The following is a 20,637-nucleotide window of genomic DNA, read 5'->3' on the forward strand; positions in this document are numbered from 1 at the left end:
GCATGCGTCATGAATAACCCACTGGCGCCCGCACCGGGCATCCGCGTCAGCCTCGCAGAGCTGATCGAGATGCGCCATCGCGTACGCGAAGTGCAGTTGTTCTCGACCCCAGGCCAGCGCAGCCCGCTGATCGGCCTGCATCACTCCAAGCTGCGCGGACGCGGCGTCGATTTCGACCAGGTGCGGGTCTATCAGGCCGGCGACGACGTACGCACCATTGACTGGCGCGTCACCGCCCGGACCCAGGAGCCCCACACCAAACTGTTCCACGAAGAACGCGAGCGGCCGATCTTCATCATGATCGAGCAAAGCCACCGGCTGTTCTTCGGTTCGGGGCTGGTGTTCAAGTCGGTGCTCGCCGCCCAGGCCGCCAGCCTCATAGGCTGGGCCGCGCTGGGGCACAACGACCGGGTCGGCGGCCTGGTGTTCGGCAATAACACCCATTACGAGGTCAAGCCGCGACGCAGCAAACAGAGCCTGTTGCAATTGCTCAACCGGCTGGTGCGGGTCAATCAGTCACTGCACACCGAGGCCGAGCCGGATCGCGACTCGTTCGGCATCGCCCTGCGCCGGGCCCGGGAAGTGCTACGGCCCGGCAGCCTGGCGATCGTGATTTGCGATGAGCGCGCGCTGTCCGACAGCGCCGAGCAACAGTTGAGCCTGCTGTCGCGCCATTGCGACCTGTTGTTGCTGCCGCTGTCGGACCCGCTGGATCATGCCCTGCCCGCCGCCGGTCTGCTGCGGTTCACCCAGCGTGGTTCGCAGCTGGAACTCGACACCCTGAATTTCGAACTGCGCCAGGCCTATCGCGCCCAGGCCGAGGCGCGCCAGGAACGCTGGGAGATGCTGGCGCAGAAACTGCGAATCCTGATGCTGCCCCTGAGTACCCAGGGCGACATGGTCGAGCAACTGCGCGACTACCTGAACCCCAAGCGGGCCGGGAAAAGCCGATGAGCAGCCTGGATCAACTGCAACCGCTGATGGCGCCGCCGCCTATCGGTTTCTGGCCACCCGCGCCAGGCTGGTGGCTGCTGCTGGTTTTGATCCCATTGCTGGGCCTGGGCCTGTGGCAGCTGCGCCGGTTCATTCCCATCAAGCGCACCGTCGCCCGCGCCGAACAACCCTTGGACCCAGTGCGCCTGGCCGCGCTGGCCGAACTCGCCCTGCTGCCCAAACCCTACGACGGCGCGCCGGCCGGGGCCTGGTTGCAACAGCTCAACGGGCTGCTCAAGCGTCTATGCCGCAATCACTACCCCTACAGCCAGAGCCACACCCTCAATGGGCGCAAATGGCTGGCGTTCCTGGATAACCGCTGCCCGGCCGCGGGCCTGACGCGCTGGATGATATTGGTGGAAGGCGCCTACAAACCCGAATGCAAGCTCGATGACAAAGCCATCGCTGGCCTGACCCAGGCGGTCGAAATCTGGATTCGCAAACATGTTTGAGTTCGCCTGGCCGTGGGTATTCGCCCTGTTGCCGTTGCCTTGGCTGATGCGCCTGGTGCTGCCGGCGGCCGATAGCGGCGAGCCAGCGCTCAAGGTCAGTTTCCTCGGGGACCTGGAAGGCCTGGTGGGTCGGCGGGCGCGGGCCAATCTGCCGACCTGGCGGCAACAGGCGCCCTTCATCCTGCTCTGGCTGCTGTTGCTGATCGCCGCGGCTCGACCGCAGTGGTTGGGCGAGCCATTGCCGATTGCCGCCAGCGGCCGCGACCTGCTGGTGGCGGTGGATGTCTCGGGTTCCATGGACTTTCCCGACATGCAGTGGAAGGACGAAGAGGTCAGTCGCCTTGTGCTGGTCCAGCACATGCTCGGGGACTTTCTCGAAGGCCGCGAAGGTGACCGGGTCGGCCTGATCCTGTTCGGCAGCCAGGCCTATCTGCAAGCACCGCTGACCTTCGACCGCCGCACCGTGCGCCATTGGCTCGATGAGGCGCGTATCGGTATCGCCGGCAAGAACACCGCCATCGGCGACGCCATCGGCCTGGCCCTCAAGCGCCTGCGCCAGCGCCCGGCCCACAGCCGCGTGCTGATCCTGGTCACCGACGGTGCCAACAACGGCGGTGAAATCGATCCACTGACCGCTGCGCGACTGGCCGCCGACGAAGGTGTGAAAATCTACCCGATCGGCATCGGTGCCGACCCGGAACAAAGCGGCACCACGGGTTTGCTCGGCGTCAACCCGAGCCTGGACCTGGATGAACCGACACTCAAGGAAATCGCCCAAGCCACCGGCGGCCAGTATTTTCGTGCCCAGGATGGCGCGCAATTACTGGCGATCAAGACCGCCCTCGACCAGCTCGAGCCGGTGACCCAGCAACCGACCCAGGCCCGTCCTGCCCTGGCGCTGTATCACTGGCCCCTGGCCGTTGCGCTGCTGTTGAGCATGTTGCTGGTGGCCCGGGCGCGCTGGCCGGACAATCCGTTGCAGCGCCTGTTCAACCAGCCGCTGTTCCAGCCGGCCCAACACACCGAGTGGCGCCAGCGGCTCAAGCGCCTGCGCTTGCGGAGGCGTCGATGATCGCCTTCTGGCCACATTGGCTACGCCCCTGGTTCGTATTGCTGCTACCTCTGCTGGGCTGGTTGCTCTGGCAACTGTGGCACCGGCAGAAACGCGTGGGCCGCTGGCAGATGATCCTGCCGCCCGCCTTTCATGCTGTGCTGCTCAGTGGCGGCAGCGGCCGTGAAAGCCGGCTGCCGTGGATTGCCCTGGGCCTGGGTTGGCTGTTGATCGTGCTGGCGTTGCTGGGGCCGAGTTGGGCGCGGGTCGAACAGACCAGCCAGAAACCCGCCGACCCGCTGGTGGTGGTGCTGGAACTGACCCCGGAAATGCTCGCCACCGACGTCCCGCCCACACGACTGGAGCAGGCCCGGCGCAAGGTACTGGACCTGTTGCAGAACCGCAGCGACGCCCAGACCGCGATCATCGTCTATGCCGGCAGCGCCCATACGCTGGTGCCGCTGTCCGACGACCTGTCCACCAGCGCCAACCTGCTCGAAGCCCTTGCGCCATCGATCATGCCGCAGAGCGGCCATCGTGCCGACCTGGCGGTCCGCAAGGCGCTGGCCCTGTTGGACCAGGGCGAACTGGGCCATGGCCGGATCCTGCTGATCGGTTCGTCGCTGAACGAGCAGGAACGCCAAGGCATTCGCCAGGCCCTGGACGGTTCCGCCACACAATGGCTGATGCTCGGCATTGGTACCCGCGAAGGCGCACCGGTGCCCCAGGAAGATGGCAGTTACCTCAAGGATGCGCAGGGTTCGATCCTGCTGCCACGCCTGGACAGCCCGGGCCTCAAGGCCTTTGCCAACAAGCTGGACGGCCGCTACCGGCCGGCGCGCCTGGACGACAGCGACCTGCGCGGCCTGGGCCTGTTGGACGGCCCTCGTCATCTGCGCAGCGACGGACAAACGCTGCGCCTGGACACCTGGGCCGACCAGGGCTATTGGCTGCTCCTGCCCCTGTTGCTGCTGGCCGCCTGTGCCGGACGGCGAGGCTGGCTGTTCTGCCTGCCACTGTTATTCATGTTGCCGCAAACCGGCCACGCCTTCGAATTCCAGGACCTGTGGTTGCGCGCCGACCAACAGGGCCAGCACTTGCTCAAGCAAAAACGTCCCGCCGAAGCCGCCGCCCACTTCGAGGACAGCCAGTGGCAAGGCGTCGCCCTGTACGAAGCCGGCCAGTACAGCGAAGCCGCCCGACGCTTCGCCGAAGGCAACGACGCCCGTGCGCACTACAATCGCGGCAACGCCCTGGCCAGGAGCGGCGAACTGGAAGCCGCGCTGGATGCCTATGAGCAGGCCCTGGAGTTGCAACCCGACCTGCGCCCCGCCCAGACCAACAAGGCCCTGGTGGAAAGTTTGTTGAAACAGCCGGCCCCCGTACCGGAAGAACCCAAGCCTGCCGAAAGCGAGGAGCCGGCCCGCGCCGAGCAATCGCCGGATACCGACTCACCCACCCAGTCTTCCGAACCGGGACAGCCCTCTCTCGAGGCAAGCGCGACATCGGACGAGCCCCAACCCCCGCGCGCGGCACAACCGCCGACCGCCCAGGATGTACCAGGCAGCGAACTGCCCGATGAGCAGACCACCACCCCGCCACTGCGTCCTGCCGCGGGCCAGCGCAATGAAGAAGAACAGCGCCAGGCACTGGAACAATGGCTGCGCCAGATCCCGGATAATCCAGGGGAGCTGCTCAGACGTAAATTCTGGTATGAACAGCAAAGCCATCAGGCCCAGGAAAAAACCAAATGACCCGCTTCACCACCTACTTCCTCGTGTTGCTGCTCTGGGCCTCTGGAACCCAGGCTGCACAGCTGACGGCCAGTGTGGACCGCAGCCGCCTGAACTCCGGGGAAACGGTGGAGCTGACCCTGGAATCCAACGACGCCACGTTGTTCGGCAAACCGGACCTGGCTCCGCTCCAGGCCTTGTTCGATGTGCGCGGTACCCGTCAGGTCAACCAGTTGACGACCCTTGACGGTGAGAACCGCGCCACCACCCGCTGGATCGTGACCCTGCTGCCGCGCCAAAGCGGCACCGTGATCATTCCGCCGTTGCAACTGGGCGAAGTGACCAGCCAGCCGATCACCCTGCAGGTGATCGAAAGCGAAACCCGCAACGCCTCGGAGCCCCTGGCAGCGGTGTTTATCGAGGCCAGCCTCGACCAGACCGACGTGTATGTTCAGGCCCAGGCGATCTTGACCCTGCGCATCTACCATTCGGTGTCGCTGTACGACGACAGCAGCCTCACGCCGCTGCACATCCCCGATGCCCGCACCGAGCAACTGGGCGAATCGCGCACCTATGAAAAAGTCATCAACGATGTCCGCCATGGCGTGATTGAACTGCGCTACGGCATCTACCCACAGCGCAGCGGCGAACTGACGATTCCGGCCCAGACATTCAGTGCCACCCTGGTCGAGCCGGTGGCCCAGGACGCCGTACCTTCGGGCCCCAAGCCCGGCCAGTTGATGCGGGTAAGCTCCACGCAACTGTTGCTGCGCGTCAAGCCCAAGCCTGCCAGTTATCCGGCCGACGTGCCCTGGCTGCCGGCACGCAGCCTGTCCTTGAGTGAAAGCTGGAGCCCGGAGCCGACCCACAGCCAGGTGGGCGATTCCCTGACCCGCAGCCTGACCCTGGAAGCCGAAGGCTTGGCCAGCGCCCAGTTGCCACCGCTGCCGGCCACGGAGATCAATGGCCTGCGGCGCTATCCGGACCAACCGGTACTCAGCAGCCGCAACAGTGAACGCGGGCTGGTGGGCAGCCGCGAAGACCGCGAAGCCCTGGTGCCCAATCGCAGCGGCACCATCGAGTTGCCACCAGTGGAAGTGGTCTGGTGGAACACCCTGGAAGACCACCTGGACCGCACCAGCCTCCCGGCGCGGACCCTGCAGGTGGCGAACAATCCAAGCCTGATGGTGGACACACCGGCCGGCACGGCGCAGATCGTAACGACCGTCGACAGCGACATGCTCTGGTACTGGCAACTGAGCACCTTGGTCCTGGCCTGCACGACCGTACTGGGCTTCGCCCTGTGGTGGCGCGGCCGCTGGCAGCCAGCGATCCTGCGCTCGACCCAGACCGGACCGAGCCCACGCACCCTGCTGGATGATCTCAAACGCACCTGCCTGGCCAACGACCCCCACGCCACCCGCCAGGCCCTCGACGCCTGGGCCCGCCAGCAACCGGAAACCCTGGCCGACATGGCCGCGCGCTTCGTGCCGCTGTCCGACGCCCTGGACGGCCTCAACGGCGCGCTCTATAGCGAGACCGGCCAGCATTGGCAGGGTGAAGACCTGTGGCGGGCGATTCGGGCGATTCCGCCCACCGATGGGGCGCAGGCTTCTGCCAGTGATTCCGGGTTGCCGCCGTTGTACCCCAAATAAACCCGGTTTCCTGGGCAGTCGTGGCTTTTGTAGCTTTTGTAGCTTTTGTAGCTTTTGTAGCTTTTGTAGCTTTTGTAGCTTTTGTAGCTTTTGTAGCTTTTGTGGCTTTTGTGGCTTTTGTGGCTTTTGTGGCTTTTGTAGCTTTTGTGGCTTTTGTGGCTTTTGTGGCTTTTGTGGCTTTTGTGGCTTTTGTGGCGAGGGAGCTTGCTCCCGCTGGGCTGCGAAGCGGCCCCTTTTTTTGCGATTGCTGCGCAATCGAGCGGGAGCAAGCTCCCTCGCCACAGGGTCTTGCACCAAATCCTGCAAAGTCGAGCAAGTCCTCGCACCCGTTTCCCAGTAAACTCTGCTTCTTTTAGCCGCCCCTCTTCACGCGGCCATCATCTGTTTCCTGGAGTACACCTTGCGTCTGTTTCACACCTCCGACTGGCACCTGGGGCAAAACCTCCACGGCCAGGAGCGCGACTTCGAACACGCGTGTTTCCTCGACTGGCTACTGCGCCAGCTAGCCGGCGAAAAACCCGATGTACTGCTGATTGCCGGCGATATCTTCGACACCGTGAATCCGCCGGTCAAAGCCCAGGAACGGCTCTACGACTTCATCGTCAGCGCCCATGAACAAAACGCCAACCTGACCATCGTGATGATCGCCGGCAACCACGACTCCGGCTCGCGTATCGAACTGCCTGCGCCGCTGATGCGACGCCTGCGCACCCATGCCCTGGGCCGGGTGCTGTGGCTGGACGACGGTCAACTGGACGTCGAGCGCCTGTTGTTGCCGTTGCCCGATGCCAAAGGCAAGGTCAAGGCGTGGTGCCTGGCCCTGCCGTTCCTGCGCCCCGCCGAAGTCACTGGCGCACAGCTGGGCGACGACTACCTGCGAGGCATCGGCCAGGTCCATGAGTGGCTGATCGCCGCGGCCAATAGCAAGCGCAAGAAAGGCCAGGCGCTGATCGCCATCAGTCATGCCCATATGGCCGGCGGCTCGGTGTCCGAGGATTCCGAGCGCAGCCTGATCATCGGCAACGCCGAGGCCCTGCCCGCCAGCCTGTTCGGCCCGAACATCAGCTACGTCGCCCTCGGCCATTTGCACAAACCGCAGAAGGTCAACGGTGAAGAGCGCATCCGCTACAGCGGTTCACCGATCCCGCTGTCATTTTCGGAGATCGGCTATCAGCATCAGATCCTCGACATCACCCTCGACGGCGAGGCGCTGGTCAAGGTCGAGCCGCGCCTGATCCCACGGGCCGTCAACCTGCAACGCCTGGGCCCGGCGCCATTGGCCGATCTGCTGGTGCAACTCAAGGACCTGCCCGACATCGACCTGCTGGCCGATGTCCAGCGCCAACCCTGGTTGGAAGTGCGGGTACGCCTCGACGAACCGCAGCCGGACCTGCGTCACCAAGTGGAGACCGCACTGCAAGGCAAGGCCGTGCGCCTGGTGCGGATCGCCGCCGAGTACGCCGGCAACGGCGGCGCCGGCAGTGCCGATGATGGCAGCGCGCTGGTGGAGCTGGATCAACTCAGCCCACAGGAGTTGTTCAGCCGCGCCTGGCAGGACACCTACGGCAACGACGTGGACGAACAGACCCTCAAGGACTTTGCCGTGCTGTTGCAAGACGTGCAGATGGAGAGCGAGCAGCCATGAAGATCCTCGCGATCCGCCTCAAGAACCTGGCGTCCCTGGCCGGGCCGTTTGAAATCGATTTCACCGCCGAACCCTTGGCCAGCGCCGGCCTGTTCGCCATTACCGGCCCCACGGGCGCCGGCAAGAGCACATTGCTCGACGCCCTGTGCCTGGCGCTGTTTGGCGCCGTGCCGCGCCTCAACAACACCGGTCGCGACGCCAAGGTGCCGGACGTCGATGGCGAAATTGCCACGGGCGATCCGCGCACACTGTTGCGCCGTGGTACCGGCGATGGTTATGCCGAAGTGGATTTTCGCGGCATCGACGGACGCCGCTATCGGGCCCGCTGGGAAGCCAATCGCGCCCGGGAAAAGGCCGGCGGCAAGTTGCAAGCCAGCCGCCAGAGCCTGCGGGACCTGGACAACGATCAACTGCTGGCGAGCCAGAAAGGCGAATACAAGACCCAGCTCGAAACGGCCCTGGGCCTGAACTTCGAACAGTTCACCCGTGCCGTGCTGCTGGCCCAGAGCGAGTTCAGCGCGTTCCTCAAGGCCGATGACAACGATCGCAGCGAACTGCTGGAAAAACTCACCGACACCGCCCTCTACACCCGCCTCGGGCGCCGCGCCTTCGACAAGGCCAAGCAAGCCAAGGAAAACCACAAGCAGTTACAGGACCAGGCCACTGGCGTTACGCCGCTCGCTCCCGAGGCCCGGGCCGAGTTGGACCTGCGCTTCAACGAAGCGCAACTGCAACTCAAGGCCCAACAGGCCCAACTCAAGCAGCTGGAACAACAACACACCTGGCTCAAGGACCTGCGCCAGTTGCAGGACGAACAGAGCAGCGCCGCCGATCAACTGCAACAGGCCCAGGCCGATTGGAACGCGCTGGCAGACGAACGTCTGAAACTGACTCGCCTGGAACAACTGGCGCCCCAGCGGCATCAGTTCATTCGTCAGACGGAACTGAACCGGCAGCTCGAGCCCCTGGCGGCGCAGATCCGGCAACTCACCCAGCAGCAGATCGACCTGCACGCCCAACAAGCCGAACTGGAAAAGGCCTTGGACGATGCGCAACAAGCGCTGGCCAGCGCCCGTCAGCAAAGCATCGACAGTGCGCCATTGCTGCGTCAGGCCTTCGGCGAGCAGAGCACCCTCGCCCGCCTGGCCCAAGACGCGAGCCTCAGCGCCGAGCGCCAGGCACAAGCACAGCAGGCCTGCACCGAAGGCCAGCGCACCATCGACACCTTGCTCGAGCAGCAAAGGCAGGTGGCCGAGCGTTTGCAGCGCATCGCCGACGCGCTGGAACAAAGCACGCACCTGGCCCCGCTGAGCGATGCCTGGAACGCCTATCGCGATCGCCTCCAACAACTGATGCTGATCGGTAATCGCCTGAACCAGGGCCAGGCCGAACTCGCCACACTGGAACAAAACGCCACCCGCGCCGCCGAGGAACTGGCCACCCGCCGACAAGACCTTGAAGTGCTCTACAAGGAAGCCGGCGCCGAGCCGGAGGCCGTGGCCGAACAGATCCAGTTGCTCGGCACCCTGCTGCAAGACAACCGCAAGCAACTGCGCGCCTTCGAAGACCTGACCCGGCTGTGGGCCAGTCAGCAAGAGCTGGACAAACGTGGCGCCGAGCTTGAACAACGCCAGCAACGAGCGTTGCAGGAACGTGACCGGCTGATGCGCGAGGGCGGCGAAGCCAAGGCCGAACTGACCATCGCCGAACAGACCCTGACCGTTACTCGCGAGCTGCTGGAGCGCCAGCGCCTGGCCCGTAGCGAAAGTGTCGAGCAGCTGCGCGCACAGTTGCAGGATGAACAGCCCTGCCCCGTGTGTGGCAGTGTCGAGCATCCTTATCATCAGCCCGAAGCCCTGCTGGAAAACCTCGGGCGCTTCGATGAAACCGAAGAGGCCAACGCCCGCAAGGCCGTCGACCTGCTCAATGAAAAAGTCGTCGACCTGCGGGCGCAATACAGCGGGGTCATCGCCCAGCTCAAGGAACTCAAACAGCAGCAGGAACAGCTCGCCAGCCAGCAACAGGGCCTGGCACCCAGCCTTGAAGCCCACCCGTTGTCGGCGCAACTGCTGGCCCAGGAAGCGAACAAGCGCGACGCCTGGCTGACCCAGCAAAACAGCCAACTGAACCTGCGCATCAGCCAGGACGAACAACGGCAAACCACCCTGCTGACCCTGCAGCAAGACGCCGCGCGCATGGCGCAGCGACTGCGTGAAGCCGAGGCAGCCAGCCAACAGGCGTCACAACACCTGGGCAACCAGCAGCAGGAACTGTCCCGCGATCGCCAACGCCTGGACGATGAGTTGAGCCACTTCAGCGCCCTGTTGCCGGCCGACACCTTGCAGGCCCTGCGCACCGAGCCGGCCGCCACGTTCATGCAGCTCGACCAGCATATCGCCCAGCGCCTGGAGCAATTGGAACAGCAGCGCGACGAACTGAGCGAACAGCTCCAGCGCCAGCAGACCCTGGAGAAAGAGCAGGACCGCCAGCAGACCCGCCTCCAGCAACTGGAAGCGGCCCGCCTGCAATTCAGCGCCCTGAACGAGCAACAACAGACCAGCCAGCAGCAACTCACGCAACTGCTCGGCGAGCACACCAGCGCCGAACAGTGGCAGCAACAACTCGACCAGCGCCTGGAACAGACGCGGGATGCCGAGGCGACGGCCAATCAGCAGTTGCAGCAATTGCGCAACGACCTGGTGCAACTGGCCGCCGAACTCAAGGCCCGACAGGAACAGGCCCAATCCCTGGACCTCGAACGCCAGGCGCTGGCCGCCGGTATCGCGCAATGGCGCACCAACCATCCGGAACTGGACGATGCCGCCCTCGAGGCCCTACTCGGCCTGGACGACCAACACGTCAGCCAGTTGCGCCAGCGCTTGCTCAACAGCGAAAAAGCCATCGAGCAGGCCCGCGTCCTGCTCACCGAACGCGAGCAGCGCCTGCAAAACCATCAGGCCCAACACAACGGCAACCTGTTGCCGGAACAATTGGCCGAAGCCCTCACCGAGCTGCAAGGCCAGTTCACCGCCAGTGAACAGCGCTGTGCCGAACTGCGCGCCGAACAAGCCGAGGACCAGCGCCGGCAGAACGCCAACCAGGCCCTAGCCCAGCAGATCGAACAGGCCTATATCGAATACCAGCGTTGGGCACGGCTGGACGCATTGATCGGTTCGGCCACCGGCGACCGCTTCCGCAAGCTGGCCCAGGCCTACAACCTCGACTTGCTGGTGCACCACGCCAATGCCCAACTGCGGCAACTGGTACGCCGCTATCGGCTCAAGCGTGGCGGCAGCATGCTCGGGCTGCTGGTGATGGACACGGAAATGGGCGATGAACTGCGCTCGGTACATTCGTTGTCCGGCGGCGAAACCTTCCTGGTCTCCCTCGCCTTGGCCTTGGGCCTGGCCTCGATGGCGTCCAGCACACTGAAGATCGAATCGCTGTTCATCGACGAAGGCTTCGGCAGCCTCGACCCCGAGTCGCTGCAACTGGCGATGGACGCTCTCGACGGCCTGCAGGCCCAGGGCCGCAAGGTCGCGGTGATTTCCCACGTGCAGGAAATGCACGAGCGGATTCCGGTGCAGATTCAGGTCCGTCGCCAAGGCAACGGCTTGAGCACCGTGGAGGTGAAATGAGCCACGCCACGCTCTATTCCTTCCGCCGCTGCCCCTACGCGATGCGAGCACGCATGGCCTTGCGCTACAGCGCGGTCGAGGTGGCGATTGTCGAAGTCAGCCTGAAGGCCAAGCCCGCCGAGATGCTCGCACTCTCCAGCAAAGGCACGGTGCCGGTGCTGCAGGTCGATGGCCGGGTGATCGATGAAAGCCTGGAGATCATGGCCTGGGCCTTGGCCCGGCATGATCCGCAAGACTGGCGGTTGCTGGATGATCCCGAAGGCCAGACATTGGCGGCAGCGTTGATCGAGGAAAACGACCATCGGTTCAAGCTTCACCTGAACCGCTACAAGTACCCCGAGCGTCATCCTGAACAGCCGGTGGAGCATTATCGGGCCGAGGGCGAGGTGTTCCTGGGGCGGCTGGAAACGCTGCTTGAAGCGCGGCCATTCCTGGTGGCCGATCACCTGAGCCTGGCCGATGTGGCGCTGATGCCATTCGTGCGTCAGTTCGCCCATGTCGACCGCGAGTGGTTCACCCAGGCGCCTTATCCTCGGCTACGGGACTGGTTGCAACGGTTCCTGGCGTCCGAGCTGTTCGTGGCGATCATGGCCAAATAACGGCTGCACACAGCCCTTGTGGCGAGGGAGCTTGCTCCCGCTGGGCTGCGCAGCAGCCCCCCCTCAAGGACCACTAATCAACCTGACCCACCGCGTTGCCGGGTTTTAGGGCCGCTTCGCGCCCCAGCGGGAGCAAGCTCCCTCGCCACAGGGAATTGGGCTCGGCGCGGGTTAAGGGAATGCCTCGAATCAGTGTCGGTTTCAAGAGCAAATCGGTTGGTCGACCGGGATGCTTTTGTGGCGAGGGAGCTTGCTCCCGCTGGGCTGCGCAGCAGCCCCTCTCAAGCTTCACTCAATCAACCTGATCCACCGCGTCGCCGGGTTCTAGGGGCGCTGCGCGGCCCAGCGGGAGCAAGCTCCCTCGCCACAAAGGCAATCCTGCAACCCGATTGTTGCCGATCCGATCAGTCGCTCAGCAGACTCAATAATCGCTCACGCGCCACTTCCAACTCGCCGGAATCCGGCTGCGCCGCCGAGACTATCGGCGTGGAGTAGAGAAACAGCAGCATCACTGCCAGACGCATCGCCATGGTGTCCATCCTTATCTGCGAAGGAGTCAATTTGTCAGCGTCAAATTTAAACACATGGCCAAATGATATTACAGCTGGTTTTTCCAGAAACGACGAAGCCTGCGATCTTTTCTCTTGCACCTGGGGGTCAGTGAAGATGAAAAGATCGCAGGCTTCAGTCGTTGCGCGCTATTTCAGTGTTGGGTCTTGTGGTCCAGCGCCGCATAGAAATTGGCACTTTGTTGCAGGTATTTCTCGGTATAGCTCTGGGTGCGATTTTTCTTGTCGCTGATCTCGACGCTGGCACTGGCGGGCAGCGCCACGGTGGCAGAGATGGCGGAAGCGGCGATCACGGAGAAGAGATTCAGATTCATGGCGGTAGACCTCGGATTCAGTTGGCTGACTTGCCCGGTTGGGCCGTGAAGCAAACTTACGCGCCGAGGCGTCCTGCGTTGAAATGCTTTACATCACTTGCGAATATCAGTCTCGTTGATACAACGGCGCAGGCCCCGAAAAACGGGGCCTGTGGTCTATTGACGGACCATGAATTTCAAATCGCTGGGCGCATCCATCGGCATTTTCTGCACGGTTTTACCCAGCAGGCCGGTCTTCGGATCGCGCTCGATCACCACGATCTGGTTGCTCTTCTGGTTGGCAATCAGCAGGAATCTTCCACTCGGGTCGAGGCTGAACTCCCGTGGATGATCGCCTTCGACCGAGCGCCGCTGCAGCTCTTTGAGCGTACCAGCGGCCGGGTCGATAGCGAACACCAGCACTTCGTTGGTGGTGCCACGGTTGCTGACGTAGAGGAACTTGCCATCCCTGGACGCATGCAGCGCAGCCGCCGCCCTGCCCGGCTGGGGTTTGCCGGCGGCCAGGTCGACCCGTTGACGCTGGGTCAATCGGCCGTCCTGATAGTCGAACACCGCCACTTGCGCGCTCATTTCCATGGTCAGCCAGGCGTGCTTGCCGTCAGCGCTGAACAGCAGGTGACGCGGGCCGCTGCCGGGTGGCAACTGCACGAAGGCTGGATCGGCAGCGGTCAACGGTAGCTCTGGATTGGCCTTGGGGTCGTAGCGGTAGATGAATACCTTGTCCGCCCCCAGGTCGTTGGCGAACACGTACTTGCCATCGGGCGAGGACACTGCGGCGTGGACGTGAGCCGACATCTGCCGCTCGGGGTTGACCTTGCTCGGCTGATGACTGCTCAACTGCACCACCGGCGCCAGCTTGCCATCGGCGCCCACCGGCAACACCGCCAGGGTGCCGCCCGGGTCTTCCATCACCGAGTAGTTACTGACCAGCAAATGCCGGCCATCACCGCTGAGGCTGGAATGGGTCGGCTCGTTGCCCAGGGACTGCACCTGATTGATCAGGCTCAGTTCATGGGTCTTCGGGTCAATGGCGTAGCTGCTGACCTTGCCCACCGGGTCTTTCTGGCCCGGCCCGTTTTCATTGACCACGAACAGCCGGGTCATGTCCTTGGAAAGGGTCAGCCACGACGGGTTGTCTGTCTTGATCACTTGCAACGGGTTGGCATCGAGCTGGCCGGTGCGGCTGTCGAATTGCAACCGGTAGATGCCCTGGCTCTGGCCGGCGGTGTAGGAACCCACCAGCAGTTGATGGCGTTCATCGGTGTCTGCCTGGACACCCATCGCGCCCAGGCTGCCGGCCATCAGCAACGGCCAGAGACTACGCATCTTCATGTTCGTCGTCCTCATCATTGTGGCCGCTGGTGGCTTCCACGCATTCCAGATGGTGGTCGCCGGAGTCACTGGTGATGATCCAGTGATTCGAGGCCTTGTCGAACGTCGCGGCCTCCATTTGCGCCGGCGTGAAACGCCAGTGCTCGAGGGTACGGCCGTTCATGCACTCGACGTGCAATTGGTCCTGCTCGTCGAGGGAGAAATCGAACGCGTGCAGCCCGTCGATAATCAGCATGTCGCAGGCTTCGAGGGCTTGCAGCAGGGGGGCGGTTACGGCAGTCATGGTGATCAGTCGGTCGTTGGGAAAGCAGCCATGATAACCCAATGTGCTAGTGGACCTTGGGCCATCACTTCAGAAGCGAGGTTGACTGGACAATCGCCATCGCGAGCAAGCTCGCTCCCACAATGGACCTTTTGTGAACACGAGATTTGTATTCACTGAAATCCTAATGGTGGGAGCGAGCTTGCTCGCGATGGTGGCAGTCCATCAAACCTCAATGCAACTGCCCCACTGCGATCAGACCGCCTCGCGCCCCGGCACGCCATCCACCAACCGCAGAATCCCCAGCGGGTTGGCATTCTTCAGCGGCTCCGGCAGCAGGCTGTCGGGATAGTTCTGGAAGCACACCGGGCGCAGGAAGCGATCGATCGCCAATGTGCCCACCGACGTACCCCGGGCATCGGACGTCGCCGGATAAGGCCCGCCGTGCACCATCGAATCACACACCTCGACCCCCGTCGGATAACCGTTGAGCAGGATACGACCGACCTTCTGTTCCAGCAGCGGCGTCAATTCGCTGAACCGTTCGAAATCCGCCGGCTCGCCGATGATCGTCGCGGTCAACTGGCCGTGCAGACCGTTCAGCGCAGCGGTCAGTTGCGCCTGATCGGCGACTTCGACAAACACCGTGGTCGGGCCGAACACTTCTTCCTGCAGCGCCTCGTCACCGTTTATCAGCAGGCTGGCATCGGCCTTGAACAGCTGCGGCTGGGCCTGGTTGCCCTGCTGCTCGCGCCCGGCCAAATGCTCGATGCCCGGGTGAGCCAGCAATTTCTGCAGGCCCTTGCCGTAGCTTTGCAGCGTGCCGGCATTGAGCATGGTCTGGGGCGCCTGGTCGCCGATCAACGCGGCCACTTGCTGGGTGAAGGCGGTGAACTGCGGCGAACGAATGCCGATCACCAGGCCCGGGTTGGTACAGAACTGACCGCAGCCCTGCACCACCGAAGCGGTCAAGTCGCGCGCGACGCTCTCGGCGCGGTTTTCCAGGGCTTGGGGCAAGACGATTACCGGGTTGATGCTCGACATCTCGGCAAACACCGGGATCGGCTGGGGCCGTGCGGCCGCCATGTCGCACAGGGCACGCCCGCCCTTGAGGGAACCGGTGAAACCCACGGCCTGGATCGCCGGATGCTTGACCAGCCACTCGCCAACGCCACCGCCGTAGATCATGTTGAACACGCCTGCCGGCATCGCGGTCTTTTCCGCCGCGCGGATGATCGCATCGGCCACGTGCTCGGCGGTCGCCATGTGGCCGCTGTGGGCCTTGAACACCACCGGGCAACCGGCCGCCAGGGCCGACGCCGTGTCGCCACCGGCGGTGGAAAATGCCAGAGGAAAGTTACTGGCACCGAACACCGCCACCGGCCCCAGGCCGATGCGGTACTGCCGCAGGTCCGGACGTGGCAACGGCGTGCGTTCCGGCAAGGCGCGGTCGATACGCGCACCGTAGAAATCGCCACGACGCAGAACCTTGGCGAACAGGCGCATCTGGCCGCTGGTGCGACCGCGCTCGCCCTGGATCCGCGCCGCCGGCAACGCGGTTTCACGGCAGACCACGGCCACGAATTCATCGCCCAAGGCGTCCAGTTCATCGGCAATGGCCTCCAGGAACTCGGCCCGGCGCACGGCGCTCAGGCTCCGGTAGGCCGGATAAGCCGCAGCCGCGGCCTTGGCGGCAGCATCGACTTCTTCGGCCGTGGCCTGGATGAAATCATGGGGCAAGGCCTCGCCGGTGCTGGCGTCGACGCTTTGCAGGCGAGTCTGGCCGGTCGCGCTGCGCGCCCCGCCGATGTAGTTGTGGCCAAGGATCTGGTTCATCGCAAGTCTCCTTTTAAAGTGTGCCGATAGTACCCGGGTTGAACACCGCGTCCACCGGGGCAATGCCGTTGACCAGCGGCGCGCCGAATTCAGCCTGGCTGATTTCGAACACATCCCCCGGCTGGGTGCGGATGCCGTCGGCGAACGACAGGGTCGCGGTGCCGAAGAAGTGAACGTGCACGTCCCCAGGGCGCAGGAACTGACTGTACTTGAAGTGATGGAACTCCAGGTTTTCGAGGCTGTGGCACATGTTCGCCTCGCCGCTGAGGAATTCGTTCTGCCACAGCACTTCGCCATTGCGCAGGATACGACTGGTCCCGGAAAGATGTTGAGGCAGCTCACCGACGCGAAGTTCCGGACCAAAACTGCAGCTGCGCAATTTCGAGTGGGCCAGGTACAGGTAATTCTTGCGTTCCATGACATGATCGGAGAACTCGTTACCCACTGCGAAGCCCAGGCGATAGGGCTTGCCGTCGTGACCGATGACATACAGGCCGCTGATTTCCGGCTCTTCGCCAGCGTCTTCGGCAAAGGGCGGCAGCGGGAACGGATGGCCCGGACGGACCACAATGCTGCCGTCACCCTTGTAGAACCACTCTGGCTGCACGCCGGCCTGCCCAGCCTGGGGTTTACCGCCCTCCACGCCCCATTTGAAGATGCGCATGGTGTCGGTCATGGCGCTTTCGTCGCCAGCCTGCTGGTGCATCTTGTCCCGGGCCGAGGCGCTGCCCAGGTGGGTCAGGCCGGTACCGCTGACCAACAGGTGCGCCGGGTCCGGGTGGTCCAACGGGGGCAGGATGCGCAGCTCAGCGAGCATCTGTGCGTAATCATGACCGGCGCCCAGGCCCAGGCTGTCGACCTGCTCTTCAAGCTTCACGCCCGCCTCGATGGCCGCCAGCGCCAGGTCGCGCACGCTAGCGGCGCCCTGCACTTCCCGCACCTGATCGCCCTCGACCACACCGACGCGGCGTTCGCCGTTAGGCAATTCGAACTGAACTAAACGCATGAATTTTCTCCTGTGAAACAAAACATGAATATGCAGTGAACTGTGGGGCCCTCTTGCAAGCTCTTGTGGCGAGGGAGCTTGCTCCCGCTCGACTGCGCAGCAGTCGCAAAACAGGCGATTGTGTTTTGCCTGAATAAACTCGGCGCCTGATATTGGGGGGCGCTTCGCACCCCAGCGGGAGCAAGCTCCCTCGCCACAAGAGCGCGCTCGCTGTGACCTCAGGTACGCGTCGCTCCCCGGGCACTGGCCGCGAACTGATCCGCCGGCAGCACGTGCTTGCGCTCCAGCAACCGATACACCACCCCAGTCAATACCAGGCCGAACAGCATCACACAGGACAGGAAATACAGCCCCGAAGCCAGGTTACCGGTGTACTCCTTCAGCGCGCCGATCACGAACGGCCCGATGTAGCCACCCAGGTTGCCCACCGAGTTGATCAGCGCAATACCCGCCGCCGCACTGGCTCCGGCGAAGAAACGCCCAGGCAAGGTCCAGAACACCGCCGTGCAGGAAAACAGCGCGAACGCCACCAGGCACAGCGCCGCCAGTTGCAACACCGGCACCGACAGCCAGGCACTGAGGAACAGGCCAATGGCGCCCAATACATAGAGCACGGCCAGATGACCGTAGCGGTCGTTCAAGCGATCGGAGCTGCGAGGAATGATCAGCAAACCGATGATGCCGAAGATGTACGGCACCGACGACACGAAGCCGGTCACCAGGTCGCTGCCGCCGAACTGCTTGATCAGCGTCGGCAACCACAGGCCCAGGCCGTAGATGCTCAAAGTGACAGGTAGGTAGAACAGCGCCAGCAGCAAGACCCGCTTGTCCTTCAGGGCGTGCAGCGGGTTGCCGTGGCGGGTCTGGCCGTATTCCTGCAGGTCTTTTTTCAGTTCACCGGTCAGCCAGTCCTTCTCGGCCTGGTCCATCCATTTCACTTGTTGCGGGCCGTCCGGCAAGTAACGCAGTACCGGCCAGGTCAACAGCACCGCCGGCAGGCCGATGACGATGAACAGCCACTGCCAGCCGTGCAGGCCCAGGATCCCGTCCATGCCCAGCAAACCGCCGGACACCGGGCCGGTGATCATCATTGCAATAGGTTGGGACAGAATGAACAGGCCCAGGATCTTGCCGCGATGGCGCACCGGGAACCACTGGGTGATGTAGTACAGCACGCCCGGGAAGAACCCGGCCTCGGCCGCGCCGAGCAAAAAGCGCATCACATAGAAGCTATGCGGGCCTTGTACGAACGCCATGCCGATGGTGATGGCGCCCCACGTGATCATGATCCGGGCGAACCAGCGCCGGGCGCCGTAGCGTTCCAGCATCAGGTTGCTGGGGATCTCCAGCAGGAAATAACCAATGAAAAACAGCCCTGCACCCAGGCCGTAGGCGGCGTCGCCGATGCCGAGGTCGGCGCCCATGTGCAGCTTGGCAAAGCCCACGGCAGAGCGGTCCACGTAGGCGATCAGGTACAGCAGGATCAGGAAGGGAATCAGTTTCAGCGTGATGCGACGAATAAGCCGCAATTCCTGGCTCATGGGACCGGTCTCCGATTGTTGTTGTTATGGAACCTCGGGGGATTTCTCTCGCGAATGACCGCCAGGACAATCCCTCCGTTGAATCGGACTATATAGTAATACTATTTACCCAACAACACTTCCAAACCGCGTAAATTGCGCTTATGTTACGCTCACGCTAGAACAATATAGTCATACAATAAGAGAATCGATCATGTCTGATAAGAAACCCTCCCTGCGCTCGGCCCAATGGTTTGGCACCGCCGACAAAAACGGCTTCATGTACCGCAGCTGGATGAAAAATCAGGGCATCGCCGACCATCAGTTCCACGGCAAGCCGATCATCGGCATCTGCAACACCTGGTCGGAGCTGACGCCGTGCAACGCGCACTTCCGGCAGATCGCCGAGCACGTCAAGCGCGGCGTGATCGAAGCCGGAGGCTTCCCGGTGGAATTCCCGGTGTTCTCCAACGGCGAATCGAACCTTCGCCCCACCGCCATGCTGACCCGCAACCTGGCGAGCATGGACGTGGAAGAAGCGATTCGCGGCAACCCGATTGACGGCGTCGTGCTGCTCACCGGTTGCGACAAGACCACCCCTGCGTTGCTGATGGGCGCCGCCAGTTGCGACGTGCCGGCTATCGTCGTCACCGGCGGGCCGATGCTCAACGGCAAGCACAAAGGCCAGGACATTGGCTCCGGCACCGTCGTCTGGCAATTGAGCGAACAGGTCAAGGCCGGCACCATCACCATCGACGACTTCCTCGCGGCCGAGGGCGGCATGTCCCGTTCGGCCGGCACCTGCAACACCATGGGCACCGCCTCGACCATGGCTTGCATGGCCGAAGCCCTCGGCACGTCGCTGCCGCACAACGCGGCCATTCCGGCGGTGGATGCACGGCGTTATGTGCTGGCCCATATGTCCGGCATGCGCGCCGTGGAAATGGTCCGCGAAGACCTCAAGCTGTCGAAGATCCTGACCAAGGAAGCCTTCGAAAACGCCATCCGGGTCAACGCGGCCATCGGCGGCTCCACCAACGCGGTGATCCACCTCAAGGCCATCGCCGGACGCATCGGCGTGCAACTGGACCTGGACGACTGGACCCGCATCGGTCGCGGCATGCCGACCATCGTCGACTTGCAACCGTCCGGGCGCTTTTTGATGGAGGAGTTCTACTACGCTGGCGGCCTGCCCGCCGTGCTGCGGCGTCTCGGCGAGGCCAACCTGATCCCTAACCCGAATGCCCTGACCGTCAACGGCAAGAGCATCGGCGAGAACACCAAGGACGCACCGATCTACGGCCAGGACGAAGTCATCCGCACCCTGGACAACCCGATCCGGGCCGACGGCGGTATTTGCGTGCTGCGCGGCAACCTGGCGCCATTGGGAGCGGTACTCAAGCCGTCCGCCGCCACCGCCGAACTGATGCAGCATCGCGGTCGCGCCGTGGTGTTCGAGAACTTCGACGAGTACAAGGCCCGGATCAACGACCCGGAACTGGACGTAGACGCCAGCTCGATCCTGGTGATGAAAAACTGCGGGCCCAAGGGTTATCCGGGCATGGCCGAAGTCGGCAACATGGGCTTGCCGGCCAAGCTGCTGGCCCAAGGCGTTACGGATATGGTGCGGATTTCCGATGCGCGGATGAGCGGCACCGCCTACGGCACCGTGGTCTTGCACGTGGCACCGGAAGCCGCTGCCGGCGGGCCCCTGGCGGCGGTGAAGGAAGGTGACTGGATCGAGCTCGATTGCGCCAGCGGGCGTCTGCACCTGGACATCCCGGACGCCGAACTCGCCGCCCGCCTGGCCGACATCATCCCCCCGCAACAACTGCTGGTGGGCGGCTACCGCCAGCTGTACATCGACCATGTGTTGCAGGCCGACCAGGGCTGTGACTTCGACTTCCTGGTCGGTTGCCGTGGGGCCGAGGTGCCGCGTCATTCCCACTGACCCCATCCATCCCCCTGTGGGAGCGAGCTTTTGTGGGAGCTGAGCTTGCTCGCGATAGCGGTGTAACAGACAACATCAAAG

General features: G+C 63.5%; 17 protein-coding genes. 10 read left to right on the forward strand and 7 right to left on the reverse strand.

From position 1 onward, the window contains the following. Window positions 1–9 precede the first annotated feature (9 nt). The 9 genes from V7773_RS04895 to V7773_RS04935 are packed head-to-tail and all read left to right on the forward strand — an operon-like array spanning window position 10 to window position 11,766. Complete coding sequence (locus V7773_RS04895) at window positions 10–954, forward strand: DUF58 domain-containing protein (protein WP_092145907.1); 945 nt, start codon at window positions 10–12, stop codon at window positions 952–954. Next, window positions 951–1,445: a DUF4381 domain-containing protein gene (locus V7773_RS04900; protein WP_063320765.1), complete on the forward strand. Its 495-nt coding sequence runs from the start codon at window positions 951–953 to the stop codon at window positions 1,443–1,445. Before V7773_RS04895 ends, V7773_RS04900 begins: the two co-directional genes overlap by 4 nt. Continuing rightward, window positions 1,438–2,517, forward strand: coding sequence for a vWA domain-containing protein (locus V7773_RS04905; RefSeq protein WP_092348694.1), 1,080 nt, complete (start codon window positions 1,438–1,440; stop codon window positions 2,515–2,517). Before V7773_RS04900 ends, V7773_RS04905 begins: the two co-directional genes overlap by 8 nt. Continuing rightward, a complete protein-coding gene (locus tag V7773_RS04910; RefSeq protein WP_336072506.1) occupies window positions 2,514–4,250 on the forward strand; it encodes a VWA domain-containing protein in 1,737 nt (578 codons plus the stop codon). The genes V7773_RS04905 and V7773_RS04910 overlap by 4 nt, the downstream gene beginning before the upstream one ends. Continuing rightward, entirely contained in the window at window positions 4,247–5,884 is a 1,638-nt protein-coding gene (locus V7773_RS04915) for a BatD family protein (protein WP_063320762.1), read from the forward strand. Before V7773_RS04910 ends, V7773_RS04915 begins: the two co-directional genes overlap by 4 nt. 20 nt (window positions 5,885–5,904) lie before the next feature. After that, window positions 5,905–6,240, forward strand: coding sequence for a hypothetical protein (locus V7773_RS04920; RefSeq protein ID WP_336072507.1), 336 nt, complete (start codon window positions 5,905–5,907; stop codon window positions 6,238–6,240). Window positions 6,241–6,284: 44 nt separating this feature from the next. Further along, complete coding sequence (locus V7773_RS04925; RefSeq protein ID WP_336072508.1) at window positions 6,285–7,529, forward strand: exonuclease SbcCD subunit D C-terminal domain-containing protein; 1,245 nt, start codon at window positions 6,285–6,287, stop codon at window positions 7,527–7,529. Next, window positions 7,526–11,167, forward strand: coding sequence for an SbcC/MukB-like Walker B domain-containing protein (locus tag V7773_RS04930; RefSeq protein WP_336072509.1), 3,642 nt, complete (start codon window positions 7,526–7,528; stop codon window positions 11,165–11,167). The genes V7773_RS04925 and V7773_RS04930 overlap by 4 nt, the downstream gene beginning before the upstream one ends. Next, window positions 11,164–11,766: a glutathione S-transferase gene (locus tag V7773_RS04935; protein WP_063320759.1), complete on the forward strand. Its 603-nt coding sequence runs from the start codon at window positions 11,164–11,166 to the stop codon at window positions 11,764–11,766. Before V7773_RS04930 ends, V7773_RS04935 begins: the two co-directional genes overlap by 4 nt. A gap of 404 nt (window positions 11,767–12,170) precedes the next feature. Here the strand turns inward: V7773_RS04935 and V7773_RS04940 are convergent, their stop codons facing one another. From V7773_RS04940 to V7773_RS04970, 7 genes are all read right to left on the reverse strand, one after another. Continuing rightward, window positions 12,171–12,296 carry a hypothetical protein gene (locus V7773_RS04940; protein ID WP_003180680.1) on the reverse strand — a complete coding sequence of 42 codons (126 nt, stop codon included), beginning with the start codon at window positions 12,294–12,296 and terminating at the stop codon, window positions 12,171–12,173. Window positions 12,297–12,469: 173 nt separating this feature from the next. Then, window positions 12,470–12,649, reverse strand: coding sequence for a hypothetical protein (locus V7773_RS04945; protein ID WP_003202673.1), 180 nt, complete (start codon window positions 12,647–12,649; stop codon window positions 12,470–12,472). Between the two features lie 156 nt (window positions 12,650–12,805). After that, a complete protein-coding gene (locus tag V7773_RS04950; RefSeq protein WP_336072510.1) occupies window positions 12,806–13,981 on the reverse strand; it encodes a lactonase family protein in 1,176 nt (391 codons plus the stop codon). Further along, window positions 13,968–14,264 (reverse strand): DUF5629 family protein, encoded by a 297-nt coding sequence (locus V7773_RS04955; RefSeq protein ID WP_336072511.1) that lies wholly within the window; start codon window positions 14,262–14,264, stop codon window positions 13,968–13,970. Before V7773_RS04955 ends, V7773_RS04950 begins: the two co-directional genes overlap by 14 nt. 234 nt (window positions 14,265–14,498) lie before the next feature. Beyond that, window positions 14,499–16,079, reverse strand: coding sequence for an aldehyde dehydrogenase (NADP(+)) (locus V7773_RS04960; RefSeq protein WP_336072512.1), 1,581 nt, complete (start codon window positions 16,077–16,079; stop codon window positions 14,499–14,501). 13 nt (window positions 16,080–16,092) lie between these two features. Continuing rightward, the gene (gene araD1, locus V7773_RS04965) at window positions 16,093–17,085 is read right to left on the reverse strand and encodes an AraD1 family protein (RefSeq protein WP_336072513.1); all 993 of its coding nucleotides are present in this window, start codon (window positions 17,083–17,085) and stop codon (window positions 16,093–16,095) included. Between the two features lie 218 nt (window positions 17,086–17,303). Further along, a complete protein-coding gene (locus tag V7773_RS04970) occupies window positions 17,304–18,626 on the reverse strand; it encodes an MFS transporter (RefSeq protein WP_092145923.1) in 1,323 nt (440 codons plus the stop codon). 193 nt (window positions 18,627–18,819) lie between these two features. On the opposite strand from V7773_RS04970, the gene V7773_RS04975 reads away from it, so the two are divergent. After that, a complete protein-coding gene (locus V7773_RS04975) occupies window positions 18,820–20,556 on the forward strand; it encodes an IlvD/Edd family dehydratase (protein WP_336072514.1) in 1,737 nt (578 codons plus the stop codon). Window positions 20,557–20,637: the final 81 nt, after the last annotated feature.

Origin of the sequence: Pseudomonas sp. 3JA (assembly GCF_036961705.1) — a bacterium.
Classification (GTDB): Bacteria; Pseudomonadota; Gammaproteobacteria; order Pseudomonadales; family Pseudomonadaceae; genus Aquipseudomonas; species Aquipseudomonas fluorescens_Q.

What these genes read in the sequence shown, in the direction of transcription:
- V7773_RS04895 (WP_092145907.1), top strand. Translation starts at nt 10, where the DNA reads ATGAATAACCCACTGGCGCCCGCACCGGGCATCCGCGTCAGCCTCGCA.
- V7773_RS04900 (WP_063320765.1), top strand. Translation starts at nt 951, where the DNA reads ATGAGCAGCCTGGATCAACTGCAACCGCTGATGGCGCCGCCGCCTATC.
- V7773_RS04905 (WP_092348694.1), top strand. Translation starts at nt 1,438, where the DNA reads ATGTTTGAGTTCGCCTGGCCGTGGGTATTCGCCCTGTTGCCGTTGCCT.
- V7773_RS04910 (WP_336072506.1), top strand. Translation starts at nt 2,514, where the DNA reads ATGATCGCCTTCTGGCCACATTGGCTACGCCCCTGGTTCGTATTGCTG.
- V7773_RS04915 (WP_063320762.1), top strand. Translation starts at nt 4,247, where the DNA reads ATGACCCGCTTCACCACCTACTTCCTCGTGTTGCTGCTCTGGGCCTCT.
- V7773_RS04930 (WP_336072509.1), top strand. Translation starts at nt 7,526, where the DNA reads ATGAAGATCCTCGCGATCCGCCTCAAGAACCTGGCGTCCCTGGCCGGG.
- V7773_RS04935 (WP_063320759.1), top strand. Translation starts at nt 11,164, where the DNA reads ATGAGCCACGCCACGCTCTATTCCTTCCGCCGCTGCCCCTACGCGATG.
- V7773_RS04940 (WP_003180680.1), bottom strand. Translation starts at nt 12,296, where the DNA reads ATGGCGATGCGTCTGGCAGTGATGCTGCTGTTTCTCTACTCCACGCCG.
- V7773_RS04945 (WP_003202673.1), bottom strand. Translation starts at nt 12,649, where the DNA reads ATGAATCTGAATCTCTTCTCCGTGATCGCCGCTTCCGCCATCTCTGCC.
- V7773_RS04950 (WP_336072510.1), bottom strand. Translation starts at nt 13,981, where the DNA reads ATGAAGATGCGTAGTCTCTGGCCGTTGCTGATGGCCGGCAGCCTGGGC.
- V7773_RS04955 (WP_336072511.1), bottom strand. Translation starts at nt 14,264, where the DNA reads ATGACTGCCGTAACCGCCCCCCTGCTGCAAGCCCTCGAAGCCTGCGAC.
- V7773_RS04960 (WP_336072512.1), bottom strand. Translation starts at nt 16,079, where the DNA reads ATGAACCAGATCCTTGGCCACAACTACATCGGCGGGGCGCGCAGCGCG.
- araD1 (WP_336072513.1), bottom strand. Translation starts at nt 17,085, where the DNA reads ATGCGTTTAGTTCAGTTCGAATTGCCTAACGGCGAACGCCGCGTCGGT.
- V7773_RS04970 (WP_092145923.1), bottom strand. Translation starts at nt 18,626, where the DNA reads ATGAGCCAGGAATTGCGGCTTATTCGTCGCATCACGCTGAAACTGATT.
- V7773_RS04975 (WP_336072514.1), top strand. Translation starts at nt 18,820, where the DNA reads ATGTCTGATAAGAAACCCTCCCTGCGCTCGGCCCAATGGTTTGGCACC.